Here is a 22341-nt window from a genome sequence, read left to right as displayed (position 1 = left end):
CAAGTGCTGAACGAGGCCTGCGACTTTACGCCGCCCGCGCCGCGAATCGCTTCGGACGGTCAGGCGTTCAGGCCCTGCGCCCAATGCACGCCGCTCGCTAGACTGCGCACCGTCCCACACCGAAACCCCATGCGCACCCGCCGCTTCGTCCCCCTGTTCGCCCGCTTCCTCGCGGTCGCCTGCCTGTGGCTGAGCGCCTGCACCGTCGCCCCGGTGGCTGAGCGCCGGATCGATTCGCTGGGCATCGAATTCGTGCGCATCCCGGCGGGCGAATTCCTGATGGGCAGCGCCGAGGATCCGCGCGCCCTGGCGCAGGCCTTTCCGGCCTACGATCCTGCCCGCTTCGCACAACTGGGCGACGAGGGGCCGATGCACCGGGTGCGCATCACCCGCACCTTCTGGCTGGGGCGCCATGAGGTCACGGTCGCGCAGTTCCGCCGCTTCGTCGAGGCCTCGGGCCATGTCCCGGAGTCCATCGCCGACGGCACTGGCGGCTACGGCTTCAACCCGGCCTACGACCCCGCGACCTCGGCCCGGGGCGATGCCTTCGAGGGCCGCAGCCCACAGTATTCGTGGCGCAACCCCGGCTTCGCCCAGGGCGACGACCACCCGGTGGTCAACGTGACCTGGAACGACGCCGTGGCGATGGCCCGCTGGCTGAGCGCCCGGGAAGGCGTCACCTACCGCCTGCCGACCGAAGCCGAATGGGAGTACGCCGCGCGCGCCGGCACACGCACCCGCTTCCACACGGGCGACGACCCGCGCACGCTGCTGCAGGGCGCCAACGTCTTCGACCAGACCGCCGCGCCGAACTGGTCACGCTGGCAGGCCTACGCGCTGGCAGGCGGTGACGGCTACCCCTTCACCGCCCCGGTCGGCCGTTTCGCGCCGAACGCCTTCGGGCTCTACGACATGCACGGCAACGTGTGGGAATGGTGCGCCGACTGGCATGCCGACGACTACTACGCCCACTCGCCGGTCGACGACCCGACCGGGCCGGCCGACGGCAGCGTGCGCGTGCGGCGCGGCGGCTCGTGGCACACCTGGGCCTTCTATGCGCGCTCGTCCTTCCGCAACTGGAATTCGCCGGAGACGCGCTACACGCTGGTGGGCTTCCGCCTGCTGCGCGAGAGCATGCCGAGATCAGGGAAATCCTCGGGTGGATCGGGGATCGAAACGAACGACGAGGAAGCCTTTCGGTGACACTGGCGCACTGCACCGCCCCCTGGAGCCAGGAATGAGTTCAGACGATTGGGCCGATGGCCCACGCCCATCTTTCTACGGACAGCTCCGCAAGGACGCCAACAGCGGCCATCCTCGCCTCGATGACAGCGGCGCGGTCCCCTCGCAGCCGGATGACGCCACCACCAGCCAGCGGGACGGCGGCTGGACCGAGCTGCTGGACGACCCGCCGACCGGGCCTGGCGTGCTCGAAGACAAACGAGAGGCCTTCATCCATCGCCAACTCGAGGAAGCCTTCGTGATCGAGCGATGGCAGCGGCGCTTGCTGGCCATCCTCACGACGCTGGTGATCGGCGCGATCTGCTGGCGCGGCCAGGTGCCCGCCCTGTACCTGGCGGCCTGGGTGGGCATCCGGCTGATCCTGGCGTTGGCCTGGCGCAAGAACCACGGCGCGCGAGACTGGGACAGCCAGGCGTCGGCCGCCAGGGCCAAGCGTCGACGTCAGGTCATCCTGGCTTTCCTCAGCGGGTCGGTCCTGGGCGCCTCCGTCCTGCTGTTCTTCGGGCGGATTCCCATCGGCCTGCAGTTCGTGTGCTGGATGGTGCTTGCCGCGTCCGTCACGCTGCCCGTTCACAGCATGGCGCTGAACGCAGCCCTGATGCGCACCTATGTTCACGCGTTCTTCGTGGCGATCTTCGTCTGCCTCTTCTACCGCGTGCTCACCGCCGACGCACGCATCACGGCCGACATCTTCGATGCGCATCGGCACTACGAAGCCTGGTTCCTCGTCATCCCACTGGTGCAATGGGTTCTGATCACGCGCATCGCCGACCAGGTGCTGGCGAACGCGAGAAAGGGCTTCGAGCTGGCGTTCTACAAAGGCGAACTGATCCAGACCTTGGCCGAGCAGCGACGCAAGGCCGAGGAGGCGGTGCTGACCCGCAACCGTTTCATCGCCACCGCCGCACACGATGTGCGGCAGCCGGTGGTGGCGCTGTCGATCTATGTGGACCACCTGATGGAAGTGCCGGCCGACCAGGCGGTCGTGATGCCGAAGATCGCCAAGGCCACAGCGGCCGTGAGCCGGCTGTTCGACACCCTGTTCGACCTGTCGCGCATGGACCACCAGCAACTGAAGGTTCGCAACGAGCCGCTGAACATCGCGGAGGTGATGGAGGACTTGCGCGACCAGTACGAGCCGGTGGCCCGCGCCAAGGACGTCGAACTCCGGATGCGCACCGTGCGAGGCGAACTCACGACCGACCCCGTGCTGGTCCGCCGCATGATCGGCAACGTCGTCTCCAATGCCATCAAGTTCACGCCGCCGGGAAAGAAGGTGCTCATCTCCGCGCGCACACGAGGGCCCACGGTGCTGGTCGAAGTGTGGGACCAGGGTGTGGGCATCGCCCCGGCGGAACTGCGCAAGGTCTTCCTGGAGTTCTACAAAGTGGCTGGCGCGGGCGAGAACGCTGAAGGCTTCGGACTCGGGCTGTCGATCGTCGCGCGCCTCGCCCATGTGCTCGACACGCGGCTGAGCGTGCGCTCGCGGCCCGGCAAGGGCACGGTGTTTCGGATGAGCATCGGCGCCTCGAAATCGCTCGCGCCCCTCCGCAGCCGCCAGGAACGGACCGCCTAACCGGGCAGCGCCACCACCACGGCCGATTCGTCGACGGTGGCCGTGGCCCGCTGCCGCACCCGCAGGCCGCTGCCGGCGGGTGCGAAGCCGACTAGTTGCAGCCCGCCCTCGAGGGCGACCGCGATCTCGTCGCCGCCTTCCCCGCGCAACGCGCTCGCGACGCTCCCGACCAGGCGGTTGCCGGTGGCACGGCCGCCGGTCGATGCAGTGCTGGCGAATCGCGCCACCCGCACCGCGGTCGCCTTGCACAGCGCGATCACCGTCATGCCCTCGGCAAGACCCAGCAGCTCGGCACTTTCCCGCGTGATGCGCGCGGCAATGGCGCCACCGGCACCGCCCGCCCCCACCTGCATCTGCACGCGCACCGTGCGCCCGGTGGCCACCAGCGCATCGATGGTCGCCGGCAACTGGTTGCGCATGCTGGTGCGCACGGCCAGGCGTGCGACGGTCGCATCGACGCGGGCGCCCGCATCGCCGCCACCGGTGGCCCAGCGCGCATGCACCTCGCGCCGCGCGGCGTCGAGCGCATCGGCCAGTTCCAGCAGATGTCCTCCGTGCGCCGTCAGCAAGGCGCCACCGCCGCCCGCACCGCCGACGGCGCGCTCGACCAGCGGCACGCCCGCCAGGTTGGTCAGCGTGTCGATGGCCTGCCAGGCCGCCTTGTAGCTGACGCCGGCTTCGCGCGCGGCCTGCGAGATGCTGCCGGTGGACGCGATGCCGCGCAGGAGGTCGATGCGCTTGTCACTGGGTCCGTGGCCGAGGGCGTCGATGAATCGGGGGCTGGGCATGCGCAGATTGTGCGTTGGGCGTCGCACCGAAGCGTCTTGCTATGATTTCGCTATTCCAAATTTGAATAGCGCATCGAGAGGACGCGAGATGAACACCCCCTGCCGATCTTCCCGCTGGCTCGGAAAAGCGGCCCTGCTGGCCGCCTTCTCGCTGGGCAGCGTGGCCCTGCACGCGCAGGAGATGGTCGTCTCCGCCGCCGCGAGCCTGACCAACGCGTTCCAGGCCATGGGCCAGGCTTTCGAGAAGACGCGCCCTGGCCTCAAGGTCACCTTCAACTTCGCGGCGTCCGGCCCGCTGCTCGCGCAGATCCAGCAGGGCGCACCGGTCGACGTGTTCGCCTCGGCCGACCAGGAAACGATGGACCGTGCCGCCAAGGCCGGCCTGCTGGCCGACGGCACCCGCGCCGACTTCGCCCGCAACACGCTGGTGCTGATCGTTCCCGCCAGCGGCCCCTTGCCGACGCTACTGGCTGACCTGGGCAGCGCCGCCTACCGGCGCATCGCCACCGGCACGCCCAGTTCGGTGCCGGTCGGCCGCTACACCATGGCCACGGTGCAGGACGCCGGCCTGGCCGCGGCCCTGGAGCCCAAGTGGATCTACGGCGAGAGCGTGCGCCAGGTGCTGAACTACGTGGCCCGCGGCGAGGTCGACGCCGGCTTCGTCTACCGCACCGACGCGCTGATCGAGAAGGACAAGACCCGCATCGCGCTGACCGTGCCGACCAGCACGCCGGTCAGCTACCCGATCGCGCAGGTCGCCGCCAGCAAGAACGCGGCGCTGGGCCGGGACTTCGTCGCCTTCGTGCGCAGCGACGCGGGCCAGCGCATCCTCGACGGCTTCGGCTTCTCGAAGCCCTGATTCGGACGCGCCGCGCTTGCTCACACCGCTCTGGCTCACGCTCAAGGTCGCGCTGCTCGCCACGCTGGTGGCCGGCGCGGTCGGCATCGCGCTGGGCTGGTGGATGTCGCAGCGGCGCTTCGCCGGCAAGAACATCGTCGACGCGCTGCTGATGCTGCCCATGGTGCTGCCGCCGACGGTGCTGGGCTACTACCTCATCGTGCTGATCGGCCGCAACGGCGTGTTCGGCCAGTACCTCGACCGCTGGTTCGGCATCAACCTGATCTTCACCTGGCAGGGCGCGGTGATCGCCGCGTCGCTGGTGTCGCTGCCGCTCATCTACAAGGCGGCGCGCGCGGCCTTCGAAGACGTGGACGGGCGCTTGCTGCATGCCGCGCGCACGCTCGGCGCCGGCGAGTTCGAGATCTTCGTGCGCATCGCGTTGCCGCTGGCGGTGCGCGGCATCGCCGCCGGCCTGATGCTCGCCTTTGCACGGGCCATGGGCGAGTTCGGCGCGACGCTGATGATCGCCGGCAACCTGCCCGGCAAGACGCAGACGCTCTCCATCGCCATCTACGACGCGGTGCAGTCCGGCAACGACGCGCAGGCGCTGTGGCTCACGCTGGTGATCTCGGTGGTATGCGTGGTGGTGCTGGTTGCCTCCAGTCGCATGCTGCAGGCGAAGCATTGACATGAAGCCCACCCCCGACGCGCCTGCGGCGCCTCCCCCTCAAGGGGGCGCACCTAGCGGCCTGGCAAAGCCAGTTCCGCGGGTGCCCTGGCATCCGGCCGCGCCGGCTTCATCGACTGCGGGTGACGAGCAGAGCTATGGAACGGACATGCAATCGGTGCTCGACATCCACGTGCAGACCACGCTCGAATCGCCGGGCCGCCGCTTCGTGCTCGACGCGCGCTTCGTCTCGACGACCTCTCGCACGGCGCTGATCGGGGTTTCGGGGTCGGGCAAGTCGACGGTGCTGATGGCCATCGCCGGGCTGCTGCCGCGGGTGCAGGGCCATGTGCGCGTGGCGGATCACGTGCTGCTCGACACGGCGACTGCCGTCGACCTGCCGGCGCGCGCGCGTCGCATCGGCATGGTGTTCCAGGACTACGCGCTGTTCCCTCACCTGACCGTCGCGCAGAACCTGGCCTTCGGCCTGTGCCGGCTCGGCCAGCGCCCGAGCGAGGCCGAGCGCGCACGCATCGACGCGCTGCTCCGGCAGTTCGATCTCGACACGCTGCGCGGTGCGTTGCCGCGGCATCTCTCCGGCGGACAGCGCCAGCGCGTCGCACTGGCACGCGCGCTGGCGCCGCAACCGCACCTGCTGCTGCTGGACGAGCCGTTGTCGGCGCTCGACACGCCGCTGCGCATCCGCCTGCGCACCGAGCTCGCAGAGATGCTGGAACGCGTGCAAGTGCCGACCCTGCTGGTCACGCACGACCCGAGCGACGTGGAGGCGCTGGCGCAGTCGGCGGTCCATCTTGACGGGGGCCGCGTCACGGCCGCACCGGTCTCGTAGAGGGCGTCGAGCCAACGGCTGAGGCCGTGCGTCGCCTCAGAGCGCGCAGGTGCGAAAGCCGAAGAAGCCGTCGTCGCGCGCCGGCAGCGCGAAGTGGCGGGCGCGCGGCGAGCGCAGCCGCGCACGCGTGGCGAAGGACGCGCCGCGCAGCACCCGCGCTTCGCCGAAGGCCGGTGCCGGGTCGAACACGCTGCCGCCACTCCACGGGTCGGCGCGGTAGCCCGGCCAGGGCCGCAGCGTGCCGGCTGTCCACTCGTGCACGCCGCCCCACTGGAAGCCGCGGTGCGCGCCGGCATGGGCGGCGACCTCCCACTCGACCTCGGTGGCGACGCGCCGCCCGGCCCAGCGCGCCCAGGCGTCGGCCTCCCACCAGCTCAGGTGCACGGCCGGCTGGTGGCCGGCGGCCTGCACCACGCGGCCGAAGCGACGCTGCAGGATGGCGCCGCCCTGCCCGCGCCGCCCGGCACCGATCTGCTCGACATGCCGCGGCGCGCGGCGCTCGCCGTGCTGCCGCGCGAGCCAGGCCTGGCCGCCGGGCAGCCAGAGTTCGCGGCGGTCGTAGCCGCCGTCGTCCACGAACTCGGCGAACTGCTGCCAGCTCACCGGCTGCGCGTCGATCTCGAAGGCGGGCACATCCACCGCCAGCGTGCCGCTGTCCTGGGCGAAGCCAAAGCCCGTGCTGCCTTCGGCGCGGCCGAGCGTCCAGCGCGTGGCCGGCATCAGCAGCGGCTCGCGCGAAGCGACCGCGGGCGGCGGCTCCACACCGATCGGCAAGCCGAGCGTCTGCGCGGTCACGACCAGTTCCTCGCCACGCAGGTCTTCATGGAACAGCGCGAGGCGATAGAAGTAGAGCCCGGCGTCGGTCTCGGCCGCGCGATCAAGCAACTCCAGCGTGCATTCGAGCGTCTCGAGCAGGTAGGCACGCGTCGCTTCGGCATCGGGCAGCGGCGCACCGCGCCTGGGTGGCGTCGGCCACCAGTCGTCGGCTCGCGGCTCGATGGACGCCAGCCGCGTCGGGCGAGCTGGGCAATCGATGCCGAAAGCGCGCTGCGTGTTGCGCGCGATCCACCATTCCGAGAACCATCCGATGTGCCCGGCCAGCCAGAGCGGGGACAGCGCGTCGGGCTGCGGCTCGCGTGGCGCTGCATCGGCCATGAGGGCCTCTTCGCACAAGGCCAGCAGGTGCAGCGTGTGGTTGCGTGCGTCGATGAGCGCCAGCGACAGCAGGTCGCGACCGGCGCGGGCCATCTCGAGCAAGTCGATGGCTTGCACGCCGGCCGGCGCGCGGCGCGGTGCGGGGCCGGAGGGTGCGGGCATGGCCTAATTATCAGCGCCGCCGTACACCGATAAAATCCGCTCGCCCTGCACCCGATCCGCCAGCGCACAACGCCGGCGCGTCGGGTGCTCTCGTATGAGGGCAATCCCTAAAAAATGATGGAGCAACTATGCAAGGCTTGATGAAGCTGTCGAAAGCGATCGACTGGCTCAACGCCCTCGTGGGCAAGTACGCGATCTGGATCATTCTGGCGTCGACCGCCATCAGCACCATCAACGCCGTGGTCCGCAAGGTGTTCAACACCAGCTCCAACGCGTACCTCGAGGTCCAGTGGTACCTCTTCGCCTGGTCCTTCCTGATCGCGGCCGGCTTCACGCTGCTCAACCGCGAACATGTGCGCATCGACGTGCTCAACAGCCGCCTGCCCAAGCGCACCCAGATGTGGATCGACATCCTGGGCTTCGCCGCCTTCCTCACGCCGCTGTGCCTCGTGGTGCTGTACTACACCGTGCCGATGACGATCCAGATGTACCAGACCGGCGAGATGTCGGGCAATCCGGGCGGCCTGATCCGCTGGCCCGTGTGGCTGGCGCTGCCGGTGGGCTTCACGCTGCTCTTGCTGCAGGGCTGGTCGGAACTGATCAAGCGGGTGGCCTTCCTGCGCGGTGCCGGCCCCGACCCGACGATCAAGCAGGGTGAGAAGACCGCCGAGGAAGAACTGGCCGAGGTGTTGCGCGAGCGCTCCGACGTGGTGGACCCTGCCGCCCTCCCGCAGCCTCGCTGAGCCAAGCGCAGAGACAAAGAACCATGGAATTCATCACTGCCAACTTCGCCCCGATCATGTTCGCGGGGCTGATCATCTTTCTGCTGCTGGGCTTCCCCGTCGCCTTCAGCCTGGGGGCCTGCGGCCTCTTCTTCGCCTTCATCGGCGTCGAACTCGGCGTGTTCCAGTCGTCCGTCATGGCCTGGCTGCCGCAGCGGCTCATCGGGATCATGGCCAACGACACGTTGCTGGCGGTACCCTTCTTCACCTTGATGGGGTTGATCCTCGAGAGAAGCGGCATGGCCGAGGACCTGCTCGACACCGTCGGCCAGGTCTTCGGGCCGATGCGCGGCGGTCTGGCACTGGCCGTGATCTTCGTGGGCGCGCTGCTGGCCGCGACGACCGGCGTGGTGGCCGCGTCGGTCATCTCGATGGGCCTGATCTCGCTGCCCATCATGCTGCGCTACGGCTACGACCGCCGGATGGCCTCTGGCGTGATCGCCGCGTCGGGCACGCTGGCGCAGATCATTCCGCCCTCGCTGGTGCTGATCATCATGGCCGACCAGCTCGGCAAGAGCGTCGGCGACATGTACAAGGGCGCTTTCCTGCCCGCATTCATCCTCGTGGGCCTGTACGTGCTGTACGTGGTCTTCCTGGCGATCTTCAAGCCGTCGCAGGTGCCGGCCCTGCCGCCGGAAGCGCGTATCTACCGCGAGCCGAACGGCGGTGGCGGCTACACCTCGCTGGTCGTGCTGATGGGTTTCTCGGCCTTCGTCGCCGTCATGATGGCGCGCCACATGGCCGAGATCCACACGTGGTGGGAAGGCACCCTCATCACCTCGGTGGCCACCGACGAGAAGGTGGTCGTCGCGATGTGCGGCGGCACCTTCGTGGCCTTCCTGATCGCGCTCTTCAACAAGGTCACGCGGCTGGGCCTGCTGTCGCGCCTCGCCGAGCGCGTGACCTTCGTGCTGATCCCGCCGCTGCTGCTGATCTTCCTGGTGCTGGGCACCATCTTCCTGGGCGTCGCGACGCCCACCGAAGGCGGTGCCATGGGCGCGATCGGCGCGCTGGTGCTGGGGGCGCTGCGCCGGCGGCTGAACCTCAGCCTGCTCAAGCAGGCGCTGGCGACGACCACCAAGCTCGGCAGCTTCGTGATGTTCATCCTGATCGGCGCCACCGTGTTCGGCCTGGTGTTCCAGGCCGCCGACGGCCCGATCTGGGTCGAGCACCTGCTGACCGGCCTGCCCGGCGGCCAGGTCGGCTTCCTGATCCTGGTGAACGTGCTGATCTTCTTCCTCGCGTTCTTCCTCGACTACTTCGAGCTGTCCTTCATCGTCGTGCCGCTGCTGGCGCCGGTGGCGCAGAAGCTGGGCATCGACCTGATCTGGTTCGGCGTGCTGCTGGCCGTGAACATGCAGACCTCGTTCATGCACCCGCCCTTCGGCTTCGCACTGTTCTTCCTGCGCTCAGTCGCTCCGGAAAAGCCGTACATGGACCGCGTGACGAAGAAGATCATGCAGCCCGTCACGACCATGCAGATCTACAAGGGCGCCGTCCCCTTCGTGCTGATCCAGCTGTTCATGGTGGGCGTGCTGATCGCCTTCCCGGGTCTGGTCACCGGCAGCCTGGACAAGGTGGAGAACGTCGACCTCCGGCAGGTCGGCGACCAGATGCGGGAATCGCTGCAGCCCTCCTCGGAAGAAGGCGGCTACGGCTCCGACCAGGGCGCCGAACCGGCACCGTCGCTCGGCGCCCCGGCACCGACGGGCAGCAACGCCACGCCGTCGGCCCCCGCGCCCGCACCCGAACCAGCTGCCGAGGACGACCCGATGAAGGCGATGCAGGACGCCGTCAAGCCCAAGCCCGCCCAGTGAGGGCATGACACCGGGCACTGCGGTGCCTGCGGTGCCCCGGGACGAAAAAAAGCCGCGCAGTGCGCGGCTTTTTCATGATGCAGGTCGGTCGACCTGCGATCGGAGCGGACTCAGATCTTCACGCCGTTCATGTACTGGTTGAACGGGTACTCCGAGAAACGGTTCCACAGGATCTGATCGCGCTGGAAGGCGCGCATGCTCTGGTGGATCGTCTTGAAGTCGGCCGACTTGGCTTCGTGTTCGGCGAACACTTCCATGGAGGCCTTGAAACCCGCGTCCATCACGGCCTTGGGGAAGGGCTTGAGCTGCGTCTTCTCGGCCACCAGCTTCTTCAGCGCAATCGGGTTCCAGGCGTCGTACTTGGCCGTCATGTCGGTGGCCGCGACCTTGCAGGCGGCATCCAGGATGGCCTTGTTCTCGTCCGACAGCGCGGCGTACTTCTTCACGTTGATGAAGAACTCGAGGTCGGCGCCGCCTTCCCACCAGCCGGGGTAGTAGTAGAACGGTGCGACCTTGTTGAAGCCCAGCTTGGCATCGTCGTACGGGCCGACGAATTCGGACGCATCGAGCGTGCCCTTTTCCAGCGCCTGGTAGACGTCGCCGGCCGGCATGTTCTGCGGCACCACGCCCAGCTTCTGCATCGCTTCGCCGAACACGCCGCCGCCCATGCGCATCTTCAGGCCCTTCAAGTCTTCGACACTCTTGATTTCCTTGCGGTACCAGCCGCCCATCTGCGTACCGGTGTTGCCGGCGCTGGCGGTCTTGAAGTTGTACTTGGCGAAGAAGTCGTCGAGCAGTTTGCGACCACCGCCGTAGTCCTTCCACGACGTGTTCTGGCGTGCGGTCAGGCCGAAGGGCACGGCGCAGCTGAAGGCGAAGATCGGGTCCTTGCCCGTGAAGTAGTAGGCCGCGGACTGGGCCATCTCGATGTTGTCGCCCTGCAGGGCGTCGACGACGCCGAAGGCCGGCATCAGTTCGCCGGCGGGGTGAACGGTGATCTCGAACTTGCCGCCCGACAGGGCCTTGACAGTCTTGGAGAGCATTTCGGCGCTGCCGAAGATCGTGTCCAGCGAACGGGGAAAACTCGACGCCAGGCGCCAGCGGACAGCAGCTTGCGCATGCACTGCAGGCGCGATGCCGGCAGCCAGCACGCCAGCGATGCCGGCATTCTTGATAAGGGAACGACGATCCATTGATTTCACTCCGATTGCAAAGGGGAAAAAACAAAACGCGGCCTCGCCGCGTTGAGTTGAAGACCTTGTGGGTCGCCCGCGATTGTAAGAAGTGCTTACAGGGCGGCCGTTGGGGGTTTACCCTGCGGAATCTGTCGCACCGAAGCGCGCCGTGATGGACTTCGCAATGCCCTCGGCATCGAGACCGACACCCGCGAGCAGCTTGGCCGGATCGCCATGCTCGACGAACTGGTCGGGCAGGCCCAGTTGCAGCACCGGCCTCGTCACGCCAGCGGCCTGCAGCGCTTCGAGCACCGCACTGCCGGCACCGCCCATGATGGCGCCTTCCTCGAGTGTGACGATCGCCTCGTGCGTGGCCGCCACCTGCAGCAGCAGATCGACGTCGAGCGGCTTGACCCAGCGCATGTTGACCACCGTGGCGTTCAACGATTCCGCGGCTTTCAGCGCGGGGTACAGCAGCGTGCCGAAGGCCAGGATCGCGATGCGCGCGCCCTGCCGGCGCAGCTCCCCCTTGCCGAAGGGCAGGCCATCGAGCGTGAGGTGCGGCGTGATGCCGGCCCCGGCACCGCGCGGGTAGCGCACCGTCACCGGGTGGTCCTGCTCGTAGGCCGTGGTGAGCAATGCACGGCACTCGGCCTCGTCGGCCGGGCAGGCGATGCTCATGTTCGGAATGCAGCGCACGAAGGGGATGTCATAGGCGCCCGCATGCGTCGCGCCGTCGGCACCCACCAGGCCCGCACGGTCGAGCGCGAAGACCACCGGCAGGTTCTGGATCGCGACGTCGTGGATCAGCTGGTCGTAGGCCCGCTGCAGAAAGGTCGAGTAGATCGCGACCACCGGCTTGAGGCCCTCACAGGCCAGGCCGGCCGCAAAGGTCACGGCATGCTGCTCGGCGATCCCGACGTCGTGGTAGCGCGTGGGGAACTTCTGCTGGAACTCCACCAGGCCCGAGCCTTCGCGCATCGCCGGCGTGATGCCGACCAGGCGGCCGTCCTGCGCGGCCATGTCGCACAGCCACTGGCCGAAGACCTGCGTGAAGGTCTGCTTGGCCACGGTCGTCGACTTGACCAGACCCACCGCGGGGTCGAACTTGCCGGGGCCGTGGTAGGCCACCGGGTCGGCCTCTGCGAGCTTGTAGCCCTGGCCCTTCTTGGTGACCACGTGCAGGAACTGCGGGCCGTCGAGCTGCTTGAGGTTCTCGAGTGTCGGCACCAGCGAATCGATGTCGTGGCCGTCGATCGGGCCGACGTAATTGAAGCCGAACTGCTCGAACAGCGTGGCCGGAACCACCATGCCCTTGGCATGCTGCTCGAAGCGCTTGGCCAGCTCGAACAGCGGCGGCGCGGCGCGCAGCACGCTCTTGCCGACGTTCTTGGCCGCGGCGTAGAAGTTGCCGCTCATCAGCTGCGCCAGGTAGCGGTTGAGCGCACCGACCGGCGGGCTGATCGACATGTCGTTGTCGTTCAGGATGACCAGCAGCTTGCAGTCCGACACGCCCGCGTTGTTGAGTGCCTCGAAGGCCATGCCGGCCGTCATGGCGCCGTCGCCGATGATGGCCACGGCATGCCGGTCTTCGCCCTTCTGCTTGGCCGCCATGGCCATGCCGAGCGCGGCCGAGATGCTGGTCGACGAATGCGCCGTGCCGAAGGTGTCGTATTCGCTCTCGGCGCGCTGCGGGAAGCCCGAGATGCCGCCCTGCTGGCGCAGCGTGGGCATGCGCTCGCGCCGGCCGGTGAGGATCTTGTGCGGGTAGGTCTGATGGCCCACGTCCCACACCAGGCGGTCGTGCGGCGTGTGGAACACGTGGTGCAGTGCCACCGTGAGTTCGACCGTGCCGAGGTTGGAGCTCAGATGGCCGCCGGTGCGCGAGACGTTGTGCAGCACGCAGGCGCGCACTTCGTCGGCCAATTGCTTGAGCTGGGCGCGGTCGTACTGACGCAGGACCGAAGGATCGTGGATGGTGGGGAGCAGCTCGGCCATGGATTTCTTGTTATCGGTCGCGGTCCACGACCATGGTTGCCAGCGCGCGCAGCGCTTCGGTGTCGTCCAGACCGCTGCGATCGAGTGCGGCGAGCGACTCGTCGAGCAACTGCGACGCCTGCGCGCGGGCGCCGTCGAGGCCCAGCAGCGACACGTAGGTGGGCTTGTCGGCTGCGGCGTCCTTGCCGGCGGTCTTGCCGAGCGTCGCGGAATCGGCGGTCACGTCGAGGATGTCGTCGACGACCTGAAAGGCCAGGCCCAGCGCGGCGCCGTAGGCGCGCAGCGCGTCGAGCGCAGCAGGCGCCACGCCTTGCGCGCAGGCCGCGCCCATCTCGACACTGCCTTGCAGCAGCGCGCCGGTCTTCAGGCGATGCATTTCGCGCAGCTGCGCCTCGTCGAGCGCCAGGCCGACGCTGGCCAGGTCGATCGCCTGACCGCCGGCCATGCCCTGGCTGCCGGCCGCGCGGGCCAGCAGGCGGCACAGCTTGGCCTGCACCTCGGGGGCGATGCCCGTGTCGTCGGGCGTGAGCAGCTCGAAGGCCAGCGCCTGCAGCGCGTCGCCCGCCAGCAGCGCGTCGGCTTCGCCGAACTGCACATGCACCGTCGGCTTGCCGCGGCGCAGGATGTCGTTGTCCATGCAGGGCAGGTCGTCGTGCACCAGCGAGTAGGCATGGATGAGTTCGGTGGCGCAGGCTGCGCGCAGGGCCGCGGCCGCGTCGCCGTGCACCGCCTCGCTGGCCGCCATCACGAGCAGCGGCCGCAGGCGCTTGCCGCCGTCGAGCACCGCATAGCGCATCGCGTCGCCCAGTTGCACCGGGGCGTCGATGCCGACCCAGCGCGACAGGGCCGCTTCCACGTTCGCCAGGTGCGGGCCGCTCCAGGTCGCCAGGCGCTGCGCGTCCCAGCCGGTGTCCGTGCGTACACCCGTGCGTGCGGCCGTCATTCGGCCGACCACGCCTTGAGGCTTCCCGCGTCGAGCACCTTGATCTGATCTTCGACCGCCTGCAGCTTGTCGCGGCAGAAGTTCAGCAGGGCCGCACCGCGCTGGTAGCTCACGAGCAGCTGGTCGAGTGGCATCTGGCCGGACTCGAGTTCGTTCACCAGCCGTTCGAGCTCCTGGAGCCCGGCTTCGTAGCTCGCGGGCAGCGCACCGGTGTCGGGGGCGTCCGCCGGCAAGGGCGGCGGGAGAGTGGAAGGCGCCTTGGGCATGCAGGGGCAAATCGTGGGTGAAACCGTGCATTTTAGTTTCCATGGCGGCCCCCGCCCGTCCGCCGCCCGGATCGGCACCGACCTGTTCCATGTCAAGGCGCATGGAAAAGGCCCCCGGGTACAATCCTTCCCTCCTCCACGCCGGCGCCCGCCGGCGTTGTCCTCTCGGGCGGTCGCACCTCCAGCAGCGCCTCTTTTTCCTTTTCTCCCTGTGGGGAGCTTGGTCAGGTCACCCATGTCTGATTTAAGTCTTCAGCTGCAGCAGGCCCAGAGCCAACTCCCGGTTTCCGCGTACTTCGACGAGGCGCTCTATGCCCGCGAGCTGCAGACGCTTTTCGCCAACGGGCCGCGCTATGTGGGCCACCGCCTCGCCGTGCCCGAACCCGGCAATTTCCACACGCTGCCGCAGGAACATGACGGCCGCGCGCTGGTGCACACGCCCAAGGGCGTCGAGCTGATCTCCAACGTCTGCCGGCACCGCCAGGCGCTGATCCTGCGGGGTCGGGGCGAACTCGACACCCGCACCGGGGGCAACATCGTCTGCCCGCTGCACCGCTGGACCTACGCGGCCGCCGACGCGCGCACCACCGGCACGCTGATCGGCGCGCCCCATTTCGCGCAGGACCCCTGCCTCAACCTGCACAACTACCCACTGGAAGAGTGGAACGGCCTGCTGTTCGAGAAGAACCGCGACGGCAGCGGCCGCAACGTGGCGGCCGACCTGGCCGGACTGGGGCCGCGGGCCGACCTCGACTTCAGCGGCTACGCGCTCGACCGCGTCGAACTGCACGAGTGCAACTACAACTGGAAGACCTTCATCGAGGTCTACCTCGAGGACTACCACGTCGGCCCCTTCCACCCCGGCCTCGGCAGCTTCGTGACCTGCGACGACCTGCGTTGGGAATTCAAGGACAACTTCTCGGTGCAGACAGTGGGCGTGGCCAACCGCCTGGGGCGCGCCGGCAGCCCGGTCTACCAGAAGTGGCAGGAGCAGCTGCTGAAGTACCGCGACGGCAAGCCGCCGAAGTACGGCGCGATCTGGTTGACCTACTACCCGCACGTGATGGTCGAGTGGTACCCGCACGTGCTCACGGTGTCGACGCTCCACCCCATCAGCCCGACCAAGACGCTCAACATGGTCGAGTTCTTCTACCCCGAGGAGATCGTTGCCTTCGAGCGCGAATTCGTCGAGGCGCAGCAGGCGGCCTACATGGAAACCTGCGTCGAAGACGACGAGATCGCCGAGCGCATGGACGCCGGCCGCCGCGCGCTGATGCTGCGCGGCGAGAACGAGACGGGGCCCTACCAGAGCCCCATGGAAGACGGCATGCAGCAGTTCCACGAGTGGTACCGCGCCGCCATGCGGGCTTGACCGCACCGAGGGTGGGCCGCTGATGCAATCGCTCTGGATGGTGCTGGGCGCGCTGCTGTTCGCGACCATGGGCCTGTGTGTGAAGTACGCCTCGGCCTGGTTCACCAGCGCCGAGCTGGTGCTCTACCGCGGTCTGATCGGCATCGTCTTTCTCTGGATGTTCGCGCGCAGCCGGGGCGTGTCGCTCGGCACGCGCTACCCCGCCATGCACGCCTGGCGCAGCCTCATCGGCGTGGTGTCGCTCGGTGCCTGGTTCTACGCGATCGCGAACCTGCCGCTGGCCACCGCCGTCACGCTCAACTACATGAGCAGCGTGTGGATCGCAGCCTTCCTCATCGGCGGCGCGCTGCTCGCCTGGGTGCCCGTGCCGGGGCGCGACGGCAAGGTGCCGCGGCCGCCGCTGCAGGGGCCCTTGATCCTCACGGTGCTCGCCGGCTTCGCAGGGGTGGTCCTGATGCTGAAGCCGAGTGTCGCCGGCAACCAGGGCTTCGCCGGGCTGATGGGCATGTTGTCGGGGCTGACCGCCGCCTTTGCCTACATGCAGGTGGTGGCGCTGTCGCGCGCCGGCGAGCCCGAAGCCCGCACCGTCTTCTACTTCGCCGTGGGCTCGGCCGTGGCCGGTGCCGTGGCGACCGCGATCACCGGCTTCACGCCCTGGGCGCAATGGACCTGGGGCCACGCCGCCTGGCTGCTGCCGGTGGGCGTGCTGGCCGCTGGCGGCCAGCTGTGCATGACGCGCGCCTACGCCACGGCCAAGTCGGAAAGCGGCACGCTGCTGGTGGCCAACCTGCAGTACTCGGGCATCATCTTCGCCGCGTTCTACGGCGTGGTGCTGTTCGACGACCGCATCGACGCGATGGGCTGGGGCGGCATGGCGCTCATCATCGCGAGCGGCATCGCCGCCACCTTCCTGCGGCAACGGTCGCTGCCCAAGGCGCCGGCCGAAGAACATTAGCTCGCCCCCAGGTTGCCCGCACTCCGTGTCGGGCGCCCACCCCCTACCGGGGGCAACACCAGCGGCCCGGCAAAGCCGGTTCCGCGGTGTTCCGCGAAAGAGTCAGGGAGCGCGGTTATCGTTGGGGAATCTGACTTTCGTCGAGGCCAAGAGATGCACCGTCCGTCCTTCACCACTCTGATTTCCTTCGAACAACTGGTCGCCCTGCGCGCGGCCGCCGCCCCGCTGATGGTGTTCGACTGCAGCTTCGACCTGATGAAGCCCGAGGCCGGCGCGGCGCAGTACCGCGACCTGCACATCGCCGGCGCGGTGTACGCCAACCTCGACACCGACTTGAGCGCCGCGCACGGCCGTCCCGGCAAGGACGGCGCCGTGGTCGTGGCGCACGAAGACGGCGAGCCCGCCTCGGGCGGCCGCCATCCGCTGCCCAGCCGCGAGAAGTTCGCCACATGGCTCTCGAGCATCGGCTTTCGCAACGACATGCAGGCGGTGGTGTACGACCGCAACGGCGCCAACTACTGCGGTCGCCTCTGGTGGATGCTCAAGTGGATGGGCCACGAGGCCGTGGCCGTCCTCGACGGCGGCCTGCAGGCCTGGCAGGCCGGTGGCGGCGCGGTGGCCCACGGCGAAGAGCCTGCGCATTTCCAGTCGAACTTCGTGCCCTCGGAACCGCGGGCCATGCTGCGCGTGACGGGCGACGTCGTCGCGCATCTGGGCCAGCCTGACCAGACGCTGATCGACGCGCGCGCCGCTGCACGTTATCGCGGCGAGGTGGAACCTCTGGACCCGATCGCCGGTCACATCCCCGGGGCGCTGAACCGCCCCTTCGCCGAGAACATCGGTCCGGACGGCAAGTTCAAGCCCGCCGCGCAGCTGCGCGCCGAATTCGAAACCTTGCTGGCCGGGCGCGATCCCTCGACGGTCGTCCACCAGTGCGGCAGCGGCGTGAGCGCCGTGCCGAACCTGCTCGCCATGGAGATCGCGGGCCTCGGGCCGACCGCGCTCTATGCCGGCAGCTGGAGCGAATGGAGCAACACGCCGGGGCTGCCGACCCGGCAAGGCGCAGAACCATGATCCGCGGATGCTTCTTCTTTCGTCTTCTCGCTGCCGCCGCGCTCGTCGCGGCCTCCTTCGCGCTGCAGGCGCAATCGCAGCCGGCCCATGTGCACGGCCAGATCAAGCTCGACGTCGTGGTCGACGGCCCGACGGTCGTCGTCACGATGGCGTCGCCACTGGACAACTTCGTCGGCTTCGAGCGCGCGCCGCGCAACGACGACGAGAAGAAGGCGGTCGACGACGCCGTGGCCAAGCTGCGCGCGGCCGACACGCTCTTCACCATCGACCCGGCCGGCAACTGCAAGCTGGGGCCGGTCGAACTGCGCGCGCCGGTGCTGGGCCTGGGCGCGACGCCCGCGGGCGCACCGGCGGCCGGCCATGCCGACCTGGACGCGACCTTCGCCTTCAACTGCGCCAGCGCCGCTGCAACGAAGTTCATCGACGTGGGCCTGTTCTCCGCCTTCAAGGGCCCGCGCCAGATCGAGGTGCAGATCGTCGCGCCGCAAGGCCAGTTCAAGCGCACGCTCAAGCGGCCCAACGCGCGCCTCGCGTGGAGCAAGTGACGCGGCGGTGAACACGGTTCTCGCGATCGAGGCCCTGCGCTTCGGCTGGCCGGGCACCGCGCCCTGCATCGACATCGACCGGCTGCACGTGGCCTCCGGCGAGACGCTCTTCCTGCACGGCCCGAGCGGCTGCGGCAAGAGCACGCTGCTGTCGCTCATGGCAGGCGTGCTGGTGGCCGATGCCGGCCGCGTGACGCTGCTGGGGCACGACTGGGCCGCGCTCTCGGGCGCCGCACGCGACCGCTGCCGTGTGGCGCATGTCGGCTACATCTTCCAGCAGTTCAACCTGCTGCCCTACCTCAGCGTGCTCGATAACGTGCTGCTGCCCTGCCGCTTCTCGCCGCGCCGCCGCGCACAGGCGGCGCAGGAAGGCTCGGCGCGCGTGCAGGCCGAGGCACTGCTCGACGGCATGGGGCTCGATGCAGCGCTCTGGCGCCGTCCGGCGATGAAGCTGTCGGTCGGCCAGCAGCAGCGCGTGGCCGCGGCGCGCGCGCTCATCGGCCGGCCCGAGCTGGTGATCGCCGACGAGCCGACCTCGGCGCTCGACGAGGCGCACCGCGACGCCTTCCTCGACGTGCTGCTGGCCGCCTGCGCCGCACACCACAGCGCGCTGGTCTTCGTGAGCCACGACCGCCGCCTGGCCGCTCGCTTCGGGCGCGAGCTGCGCCTGCCGGACATCAACCGCGCGCAAGACGGAGCGTCGCCGTGACCGCCCTCTTCGCCATCGCCTGGCGCAGTGCCTGGAACCGCCGTTTCACGCTGGTGCTGACAGTGCTGTCGATCGCGCTGTCGACGCTATTGCTGCTGGGCGTCGAGCGCATCCGCACGCAGTTGCGCGAGAGCTTCTCGTCAGCCGTCTCGGGCACCGACCTGATCGTCGGGGCACGCACCGGCTCGACGCAGCTGCTGCTGTATTCGGTGTTCCGCATCGGCTCGGCGACCAACAACATCGCGTGGCAGAGCGTGCAGGCGCTGTCGGCGCACGACGGCGTCGACTGGGTGGTGCCGCTGTCGCTGGGCGATTCACACCGCGGCTTCGCGGTGCTCGCGACCACACCGGCCTACTTCGAGCACTTCCACTACGGCGACCATCAGGCGCTGGTGCTGCGCGAAGGCCAGCCCTTCGAGGCGCTGTTCGACGCCGTCATCGGTGCCGACGTGGCCGAGCGCCTGGGCTACCGCGTGGGCCAGCGCATCACGCTGGCCCACGGCACCGGCGAACTGACGGTGGCCGAGCATGCCGACAAGCCTTTCACGGTGGTCGGCATCCTCGCGCGCACCGGCACGCCGGTCGACCGCACGGTGCACATCGGCCTGCAGGCGATGGAGGCGATCCACCTGGACTGGCGCGGCGGTGCGCCGATGCCGGGCCTGCGCGTGCCGGTGGCCAAGCTGGGCGATATCGACCTCACGCCGAAGAACGTGACGGCCGCGCTGGTGGGCCTGAAGAACCGCGCGGCCGTGTTCGGCGTGCAGCGCTGGGTGTCGACCTACAGCGGCGAGCCGCTGATGGCGGTGCTGCCCGGCGTTGCGCTCGACGAGCTGTGGGACGTGATCGGCGTCGGCGAGAACGCGCTGCTGCTGATGTCGGCCCTGGTCGCGCTGGTGAGCCTCGCAGGCCTGGTGGCGGTGGTGCTCGCCGGCCTCGACCAGCGGCGCCGCGAGCTCGCCGTGCTGCGCGCGGCCGGCGCCATGCTGCGCCATGTGCTGGCGCTGCTGGCCCTCGAGGGTGCGCTCGTCACGCTGGTCGGCGTGCTGCTCGGCGCCGCCGCCACGGCCGTGGGCATCGCGCTGCTGTCGCCGTGGCTGCAGGCACACTTCGGGCTGACGCTGGCGCTCTCGGCCCCCACCGCGAACGAAGGCCTGCTGATCGGTGCCCTGCTGCTGGCGGGCTGGGCCGCCAGCCTGCTGCCCGCTCTGCGCGCCTACCGGCTCTCACTGGCCGATGGGCTCTCGCCGCGTCTGTGACGCGCTGCACCACCCTGCAAGGAACGACCATGAACCCCCTTCGCCGTCGCCACCTCGTGCTCGCCGCCATCGGCAGCGCCATGCTCGGAAACGCCATCGCCGTCGAACCCGGTGCCGTGCGCGAGATCGCCTGGGACGAACTCGTGCCCAAGGACTGGGACCCGATGAAGGAGATCGGCGCCACCGACCCCGGCCAGCTGAAGGACGGCGACCCGCGCGCCGCCGCGCTGATGAAGAAGATGCAGGCCGCCTTCGACAACGCGCCCGCCAACCCCGCCATGGACGGCGCGCAGGTGAAGATCCCCGGCTACATCGTGCCGCTGGAGCAGAAGAAGGCCGGCGAGATCACCGAGTTCCTGCTGGTGCCCTACTTCGGCGCCTGCATCCACACGCCGCCACCGCCGGCCAACCAGATCCTGCACGTGCACCCGGCGAAGGCCGCGAAGTTCCGTTCGATGGATGCGGTGTGGGTGGTCGGCACGCTCAAGGCGGCGCGCAGCACCTCGGGCATGGGCGTGGCCGGCTACCGCATGGAGGCGCAGAGCGTGACGGCGTACACGGCGCCGGCGCCGGCGCCGGCGTCGGCGAAGTAGCGCGGCGCAGCGCTCACGACCGCACGCGCTCCGGCCGCACGCCGATGCCCACCGCATACGCAGGCAGAGCCTGCAGCCAGGGCAGACGCTGCATCCACCGCAGCGGCCACGGCACGTCGAACGGTGCCGCATCGGCGCCATCGCGCTGCAGCACCGGCGCCAGCAAGCGGTTCTGGATCGCCACCTGCACCGCCTGCGTGACCCGCGCCGGAAACAGCCGGCGCTGCTGCACACGGGCGAGCAGCGGCGTGAGCGCGTCGGCATCGACCGAACGGTCCGCCAACGCATCGCGCAGCAGGTTGGCTGCCGCCACAGCATCCTGCACGGCCAGGTTGATGCCCACGCCGCCGATCGGCGACATCGCATGCGCCGCGTCGCCGATGCACAGCAAGCCCGGCTTCCACCACCGGTCGAGCCGGTCGACTGCCACGCTCAGCAGCTTCACGTCGTCCCAGCCGGCGATGTGGTTCACGCGCCCGGCCAGCGAAGGCGCCGCGCGTGCCACCAAGGCGCGGAAGGCCTCGATGCCGCGCGACTGGATGGCCGTGATCTCGCCCTTGGGGATCACGTAGGCGCACTGCCAGTAACTGCCGCGGTCGATGGTCGCCATGAAGTAGCCGGCGCCGACATAGCCACCGGTCTGGTTGTCGTCACCGGGCGATTTGGGCAGGCGCATCCACAGCACGTCGATCGGCGCACCGATCTCGCGGACCAACAGCCCGGCCGCCGCGCGCAAGGTAGAGCGTCGGCCATCGGCGGCGACCACCAGGTCGGCGGCCAGCACGTGTTCAGCGCCCTGCGCATCGCGAAAGCGCACGCCGTCGACGCGGGCCCGCCCGTTTTCGGCCAAGCCCACGGCTTCGGCATCGAGCAACAGCCGAAAGTTGGCGTGGCGTTCGGCCTCGTCGCGCAGGAAATCCAGGAACTCCCATTGCGGCATCAGCGCGATGAAGCCATGCGCCGCCGAGAGCCGCGAGAAGTCGGCCACGGTCACGGGTTGGCCCGAGATGGTGGCCCGCAAGGTGCGGACTTCGTCATGCGGCCGGGCCAGAAAGGACGCCCGCAGGCCGAGGTCGGCCATCACGTCGAGCGTCGACGGATGCACCGTGTCGCCGCGGAAATCGCGCAGGAAGTCGCCGTGTTTCTCCAGCACCACCACGTCGACGCCAGCGCGCGCCAGCAGCAGGCCCAGCATCATGCCGGCAGGACCGCCCCCGGCGATGCAGCAACGGCAGCGATCAGGCACGGTCATGGCGCGGCGTGCTCGACATCCGGCCTGCGCCGGCTCCTCGTCACGGCAGCGGCAAACTCAATCTGGCGCCTGGAACACGCGGTCGTGCTCTTCGTCAGCGGGCACGTTGTCGGCGTCGAGTTCGCTCGCGTCGGTGAGGTCGATGCCGGTCTCTTCGGCCAGCACGTCCGGGCCTTCACTGCCGGCGTCATCGGACTCGGCCGAATCGAAGCCATCGGCGCTCTCCTCGTCGTCGACGTCTTCCGCGTCGGCGATCGGCGGTTGGGCATGGAGGTGCGGAGGGTGGGCTGCATTCATGGTCGGATCCCGTGCAAGAAGTC

Annotated in this window: 22 protein-coding genes; 14 read left to right on the top strand and 8 right to left on the bottom strand. The window is 69.2% G+C overall.

Annotated elements, in window-relative coordinates:
• Positions 1-129 precede the first annotated feature (129 nt).
• The gene (locus ACSFA2_RS07770; protein WP_435454732.1) at positions 130-1203 is read left to right on the top strand and encodes a formylglycine-generating enzyme family protein; all 1074 of its coding nucleotides are present in this window, start codon (positions 130-132) and stop codon (positions 1201-1203) included.
• Between the two features lie 34 nt (positions 1204-1237).
• A complete protein-coding gene (locus tag ACSFA2_RS07765; protein WP_435454731.1) occupies positions 1238-2818 on the top strand; it encodes a sensor histidine kinase in 1581 nt (526 codons plus the stop codon).
• Here ACSFA2_RS07765 and ACSFA2_RS07760 read toward each other — a convergent pair.
• Positions 2815-3606, bottom strand: coding sequence for a TOBE domain-containing protein (locus tag ACSFA2_RS07760; RefSeq protein ID WP_435454730.1), 792 nt, complete (start codon positions 3604-3606; stop codon positions 2815-2817). The genes ACSFA2_RS07765 and ACSFA2_RS07760 overlap by 4 nt on opposite strands.
• Positions 3607-3694: 88 nt before the next feature.
• On the opposite strand from ACSFA2_RS07760, the gene modA reads away from it, so the two are divergent.
• From modA to ACSFA2_RS07745, 3 genes are all read left to right on the top strand, one after another.
• Positions 3695-4465, top strand: coding sequence for a molybdate ABC transporter substrate-binding protein (modA, locus tag ACSFA2_RS07755; protein ID WP_435454729.1), 771 nt, complete (start codon positions 3695-3697; stop codon positions 4463-4465).
• A gap of 16 nt (positions 4466-4481) precedes the next feature.
• Positions 4482-5135, top strand: a complete 654-nt coding sequence (gene modB / locus ACSFA2_RS07750; protein WP_435454728.1) for a molybdate ABC transporter permease subunit — start codon at positions 4482-4484, stop codon at positions 5133-5135.
• A gap of 148 nt (positions 5136-5283) precedes the next feature.
• Complete coding sequence (locus ACSFA2_RS07745) at positions 5284-5964, top strand: ABC transporter ATP-binding protein (protein ID WP_435454727.1); 681 nt, start codon at positions 5284-5286, stop codon at positions 5962-5964.
• A 36-nt stretch (positions 5965-6000) separates the two neighbouring features.
• Here ACSFA2_RS07745 and ACSFA2_RS07740 read toward each other — a convergent pair whose 3' ends face one another.
• On the bottom strand, positions 6001-7281 hold the full coding sequence (locus ACSFA2_RS07740; protein WP_435454726.1) for an SUMF1/EgtB/PvdO family nonheme iron enzyme: 1281 nt from the start codon (positions 7279-7281) through the stop codon (positions 6001-6003).
• Between the two features lie 128 nt (positions 7282-7409).
• Between ACSFA2_RS07740 and ACSFA2_RS07735 the strand changes: the two genes are divergently transcribed.
• Entirely contained in the window at positions 7410-8024 is a 615-nt protein-coding gene (locus tag ACSFA2_RS07735) for a TRAP transporter small permease subunit (protein WP_435454725.1), read from the top strand.
• Between the two features lie 23 nt (positions 8025-8047).
• Positions 8048-9880 (top strand): TRAP transporter large permease, encoded by a 1833-nt coding sequence (locus tag ACSFA2_RS07730; RefSeq protein ID WP_435454724.1) that lies wholly within the window; start codon positions 8048-8050, stop codon positions 9878-9880.
• A 110-nt stretch (positions 9881-9990) separates the two neighbouring features.
• Here the strand turns inward: ACSFA2_RS07730 and ACSFA2_RS07725 are convergent, their stop codons facing one another.
• The 4 genes from ACSFA2_RS07725 to xseB all read right to left on the bottom strand — a co-directional run bounded on the left by ACSFA2_RS07725 (position 9991) and on the right by xseB (position 14262).
• Entirely contained in the window at positions 9991-11073 is a 1083-nt protein-coding gene (locus ACSFA2_RS07725; RefSeq protein ID WP_435454723.1) for a TRAP transporter substrate-binding protein, read from the bottom strand.
• 117 nt (positions 11074-11190) lie between these two features.
• The gene (gene dxs, locus ACSFA2_RS07720; RefSeq protein WP_435454722.1) at positions 11191-13053 is read right to left on the bottom strand and encodes a 1-deoxy-D-xylulose-5-phosphate synthase; all 1863 of its coding nucleotides are present in this window, start codon (positions 13051-13053) and stop codon (positions 11191-11193) included.
• A gap of 10 nt (positions 13054-13063) precedes the next feature.
• Positions 13064-13996, bottom strand: coding sequence for a polyprenyl synthetase family protein (locus ACSFA2_RS07715; RefSeq protein WP_435454721.1), 933 nt, complete (start codon positions 13994-13996; stop codon positions 13064-13066).
• Positions 13993-14262: an exodeoxyribonuclease VII small subunit gene (gene xseB, locus ACSFA2_RS07710; RefSeq protein ID WP_435454720.1), complete on the bottom strand. Its 270-nt coding sequence runs from the start codon at positions 14260-14262 to the stop codon at positions 13993-13995. Before xseB ends, ACSFA2_RS07715 begins: the two co-directional genes overlap by 4 nt.
• 235 nt (positions 14263-14497) lie before the next feature.
• Between xseB and ACSFA2_RS07705 the strand changes: the two genes are divergently transcribed.
• The 7 genes from ACSFA2_RS07705 (at position 14498) to ACSFA2_RS07675 (ending at position 20769) form a co-directional block, all read left to right on the top strand.
• Positions 14498-15634: an aromatic ring-hydroxylating oxygenase subunit alpha gene (locus ACSFA2_RS07705; protein ID WP_435454719.1), complete on the top strand. Its 1137-nt coding sequence runs from the start codon at positions 14498-14500 to the stop codon at positions 15632-15634.
• Between the two features lie 22 nt (positions 15635-15656).
• Positions 15657-16589 carry a DMT family transporter gene (locus tag ACSFA2_RS07700; protein ID WP_435454718.1) on the top strand — a complete coding sequence of 311 codons (933 nt, stop codon included), beginning with the start codon at positions 15657-15659 and terminating at the stop codon, positions 16587-16589.
• Positions 16590-16742: 153 nt separating this feature from the next.
• A complete protein-coding gene (locus tag ACSFA2_RS07695) occupies positions 16743-17663 on the top strand; it encodes a sulfurtransferase (protein ID WP_435454717.1) in 921 nt (306 codons plus the stop codon).
• Entirely contained in the window at positions 17660-18208 is a 549-nt protein-coding gene (locus ACSFA2_RS07690) for a ZrgA family zinc uptake protein (RefSeq protein ID WP_435454716.1), read from the top strand. The genes ACSFA2_RS07695 and ACSFA2_RS07690 overlap by 4 nt, the downstream gene beginning before the upstream one ends.
• Positions 18209-18215: 7 nt before the next feature.
• Entirely contained in the window at positions 18216-18917 is a 702-nt protein-coding gene (locus tag ACSFA2_RS07685; protein ID WP_435454715.1) for an ABC transporter ATP-binding protein, read from the top strand.
• Positions 18914-20176, top strand: coding sequence for an ABC transporter permease (locus tag ACSFA2_RS07680; protein ID WP_435454714.1), 1263 nt, complete (start codon positions 18914-18916; stop codon positions 20174-20176). The genes ACSFA2_RS07685 and ACSFA2_RS07680 overlap by 4 nt, the downstream gene beginning before the upstream one ends.
• Before the next feature lie 29 nt (positions 20177-20205).
• Complete coding sequence (locus ACSFA2_RS07675; protein ID WP_435454713.1) at positions 20206-20769, top strand: DUF3299 domain-containing protein; 564 nt, start codon at positions 20206-20208, stop codon at positions 20767-20769.
• A 13-nt stretch (positions 20770-20782) separates the two neighbouring features.
• Here ACSFA2_RS07675 and ACSFA2_RS07670 read toward each other — a convergent pair whose 3' ends face one another.
• Positions 20783-22021 (bottom strand): FAD-dependent oxidoreductase, encoded by a 1239-nt coding sequence (locus ACSFA2_RS07670; RefSeq protein WP_435454712.1) that lies wholly within the window; start codon positions 22019-22021, stop codon positions 20783-20785.
• A 57-nt stretch (positions 22022-22078) separates the two neighbouring features.
• Positions 22079-22318 carry a hypothetical protein gene (locus tag ACSFA2_RS07665; protein WP_435454711.1) on the bottom strand — a complete coding sequence of 80 codons (240 nt, stop codon included), beginning with the start codon at positions 22316-22318 and terminating at the stop codon, positions 22079-22081.
• Between the last annotated feature and the right edge of the window lie 23 nt (positions 22319-22341).

The organism is Variovorax cryoconiti, from assembly GCF_051216395.1.
Lineage (GTDB): Bacteria > Pseudomonadota > Gammaproteobacteria > Burkholderiales > Burkholderiaceae_C > Variovorax.
This window is presented reverse-complemented; position numbering and strand designations above follow the sequence as displayed.

Excerpts from the sequence above, each read along its gene's own strand:
- ACSFA2_RS07770 (WP_435454732.1), top strand. The coding sequence starts at position 130 with ATGCGCACCCGCCGCTTCGTCCCCCTGTTCGCCCGCTTCCTCGCGGTC.
- ACSFA2_RS07765 (WP_435454731.1), top strand. The coding sequence starts at position 1,238 with ATGAGTTCAGACGATTGGGCCGATGGCCCACGCCCATCTTTCTACGGA.
- ACSFA2_RS07760 (WP_435454730.1), bottom strand. The coding sequence starts at position 3,606 with ATGCCCAGCCCCCGATTCATCGACGCCCTCGGCCACGGACCCAGTGAC.
- modA (WP_435454729.1), top strand. The coding sequence starts at position 3,695 with ATGAACACCCCCTGCCGATCTTCCCGCTGGCTCGGAAAAGCGGCCCTG.
- ACSFA2_RS07745 (WP_435454727.1), top strand. The coding sequence starts at position 5,284 with ATGCAATCGGTGCTCGACATCCACGTGCAGACCACGCTCGAATCGCCG.
- ACSFA2_RS07740 (WP_435454726.1), bottom strand. The coding sequence starts at position 7,281 with ATGCCCGCACCCTCCGGCCCCGCACCGCGCCGCGCGCCGGCCGGCGTG.
- ACSFA2_RS07735 (WP_435454725.1), top strand. The coding sequence starts at position 7,410 with ATGCAAGGCTTGATGAAGCTGTCGAAAGCGATCGACTGGCTCAACGCC.
- ACSFA2_RS07730 (WP_435454724.1), top strand. The coding sequence starts at position 8,048 with ATGGAATTCATCACTGCCAACTTCGCCCCGATCATGTTCGCGGGGCTG.
- ACSFA2_RS07725 (WP_435454723.1), bottom strand. The coding sequence starts at position 11,073 with ATGGATCGTCGTTCCCTTATCAAGAATGCCGGCATCGCTGGCGTGCTG.
- dxs (WP_435454722.1), bottom strand. The coding sequence starts at position 13,053 with ATGGCCGAGCTGCTCCCCACCATCCACGATCCTTCGGTCCTGCGTCAG.
- ACSFA2_RS07715 (WP_435454721.1), bottom strand. The coding sequence starts at position 13,996 with ATGACGGCCGCACGCACGGGTGTACGCACGGACACCGGCTGGGACGCG.
- xseB (WP_435454720.1), bottom strand. The coding sequence starts at position 14,262 with ATGCCCAAGGCGCCTTCCACTCTCCCGCCGCCCTTGCCGGCGGACGCC.
- ACSFA2_RS07705 (WP_435454719.1), top strand. The coding sequence starts at position 14,498 with ATGTCTGATTTAAGTCTTCAGCTGCAGCAGGCCCAGAGCCAACTCCCG.
- ACSFA2_RS07700 (WP_435454718.1), top strand. The coding sequence starts at position 15,657 with ATGCAATCGCTCTGGATGGTGCTGGGCGCGCTGCTGTTCGCGACCATG.
- ACSFA2_RS07695 (WP_435454717.1), top strand. The coding sequence starts at position 16,743 with ATGCACCGTCCGTCCTTCACCACTCTGATTTCCTTCGAACAACTGGTC.
- ACSFA2_RS07690 (WP_435454716.1), top strand. The coding sequence starts at position 17,660 with ATGATCCGCGGATGCTTCTTCTTTCGTCTTCTCGCTGCCGCCGCGCTC.
- ACSFA2_RS07675 (WP_435454713.1), top strand. The coding sequence starts at position 20,206 with ATGAACCCCCTTCGCCGTCGCCACCTCGTGCTCGCCGCCATCGGCAGC.
- ACSFA2_RS07670 (WP_435454712.1), bottom strand. The coding sequence starts at position 22,021 with ATGACCGTGCCTGATCGCTGCCGTTGCTGCATCGCCGGGGGCGGTCCT.
- ACSFA2_RS07665 (WP_435454711.1), bottom strand. The coding sequence starts at position 22,318 with ATGAATGCAGCCCACCCTCCGCACCTCCATGCCCAACCGCCGATCGCC.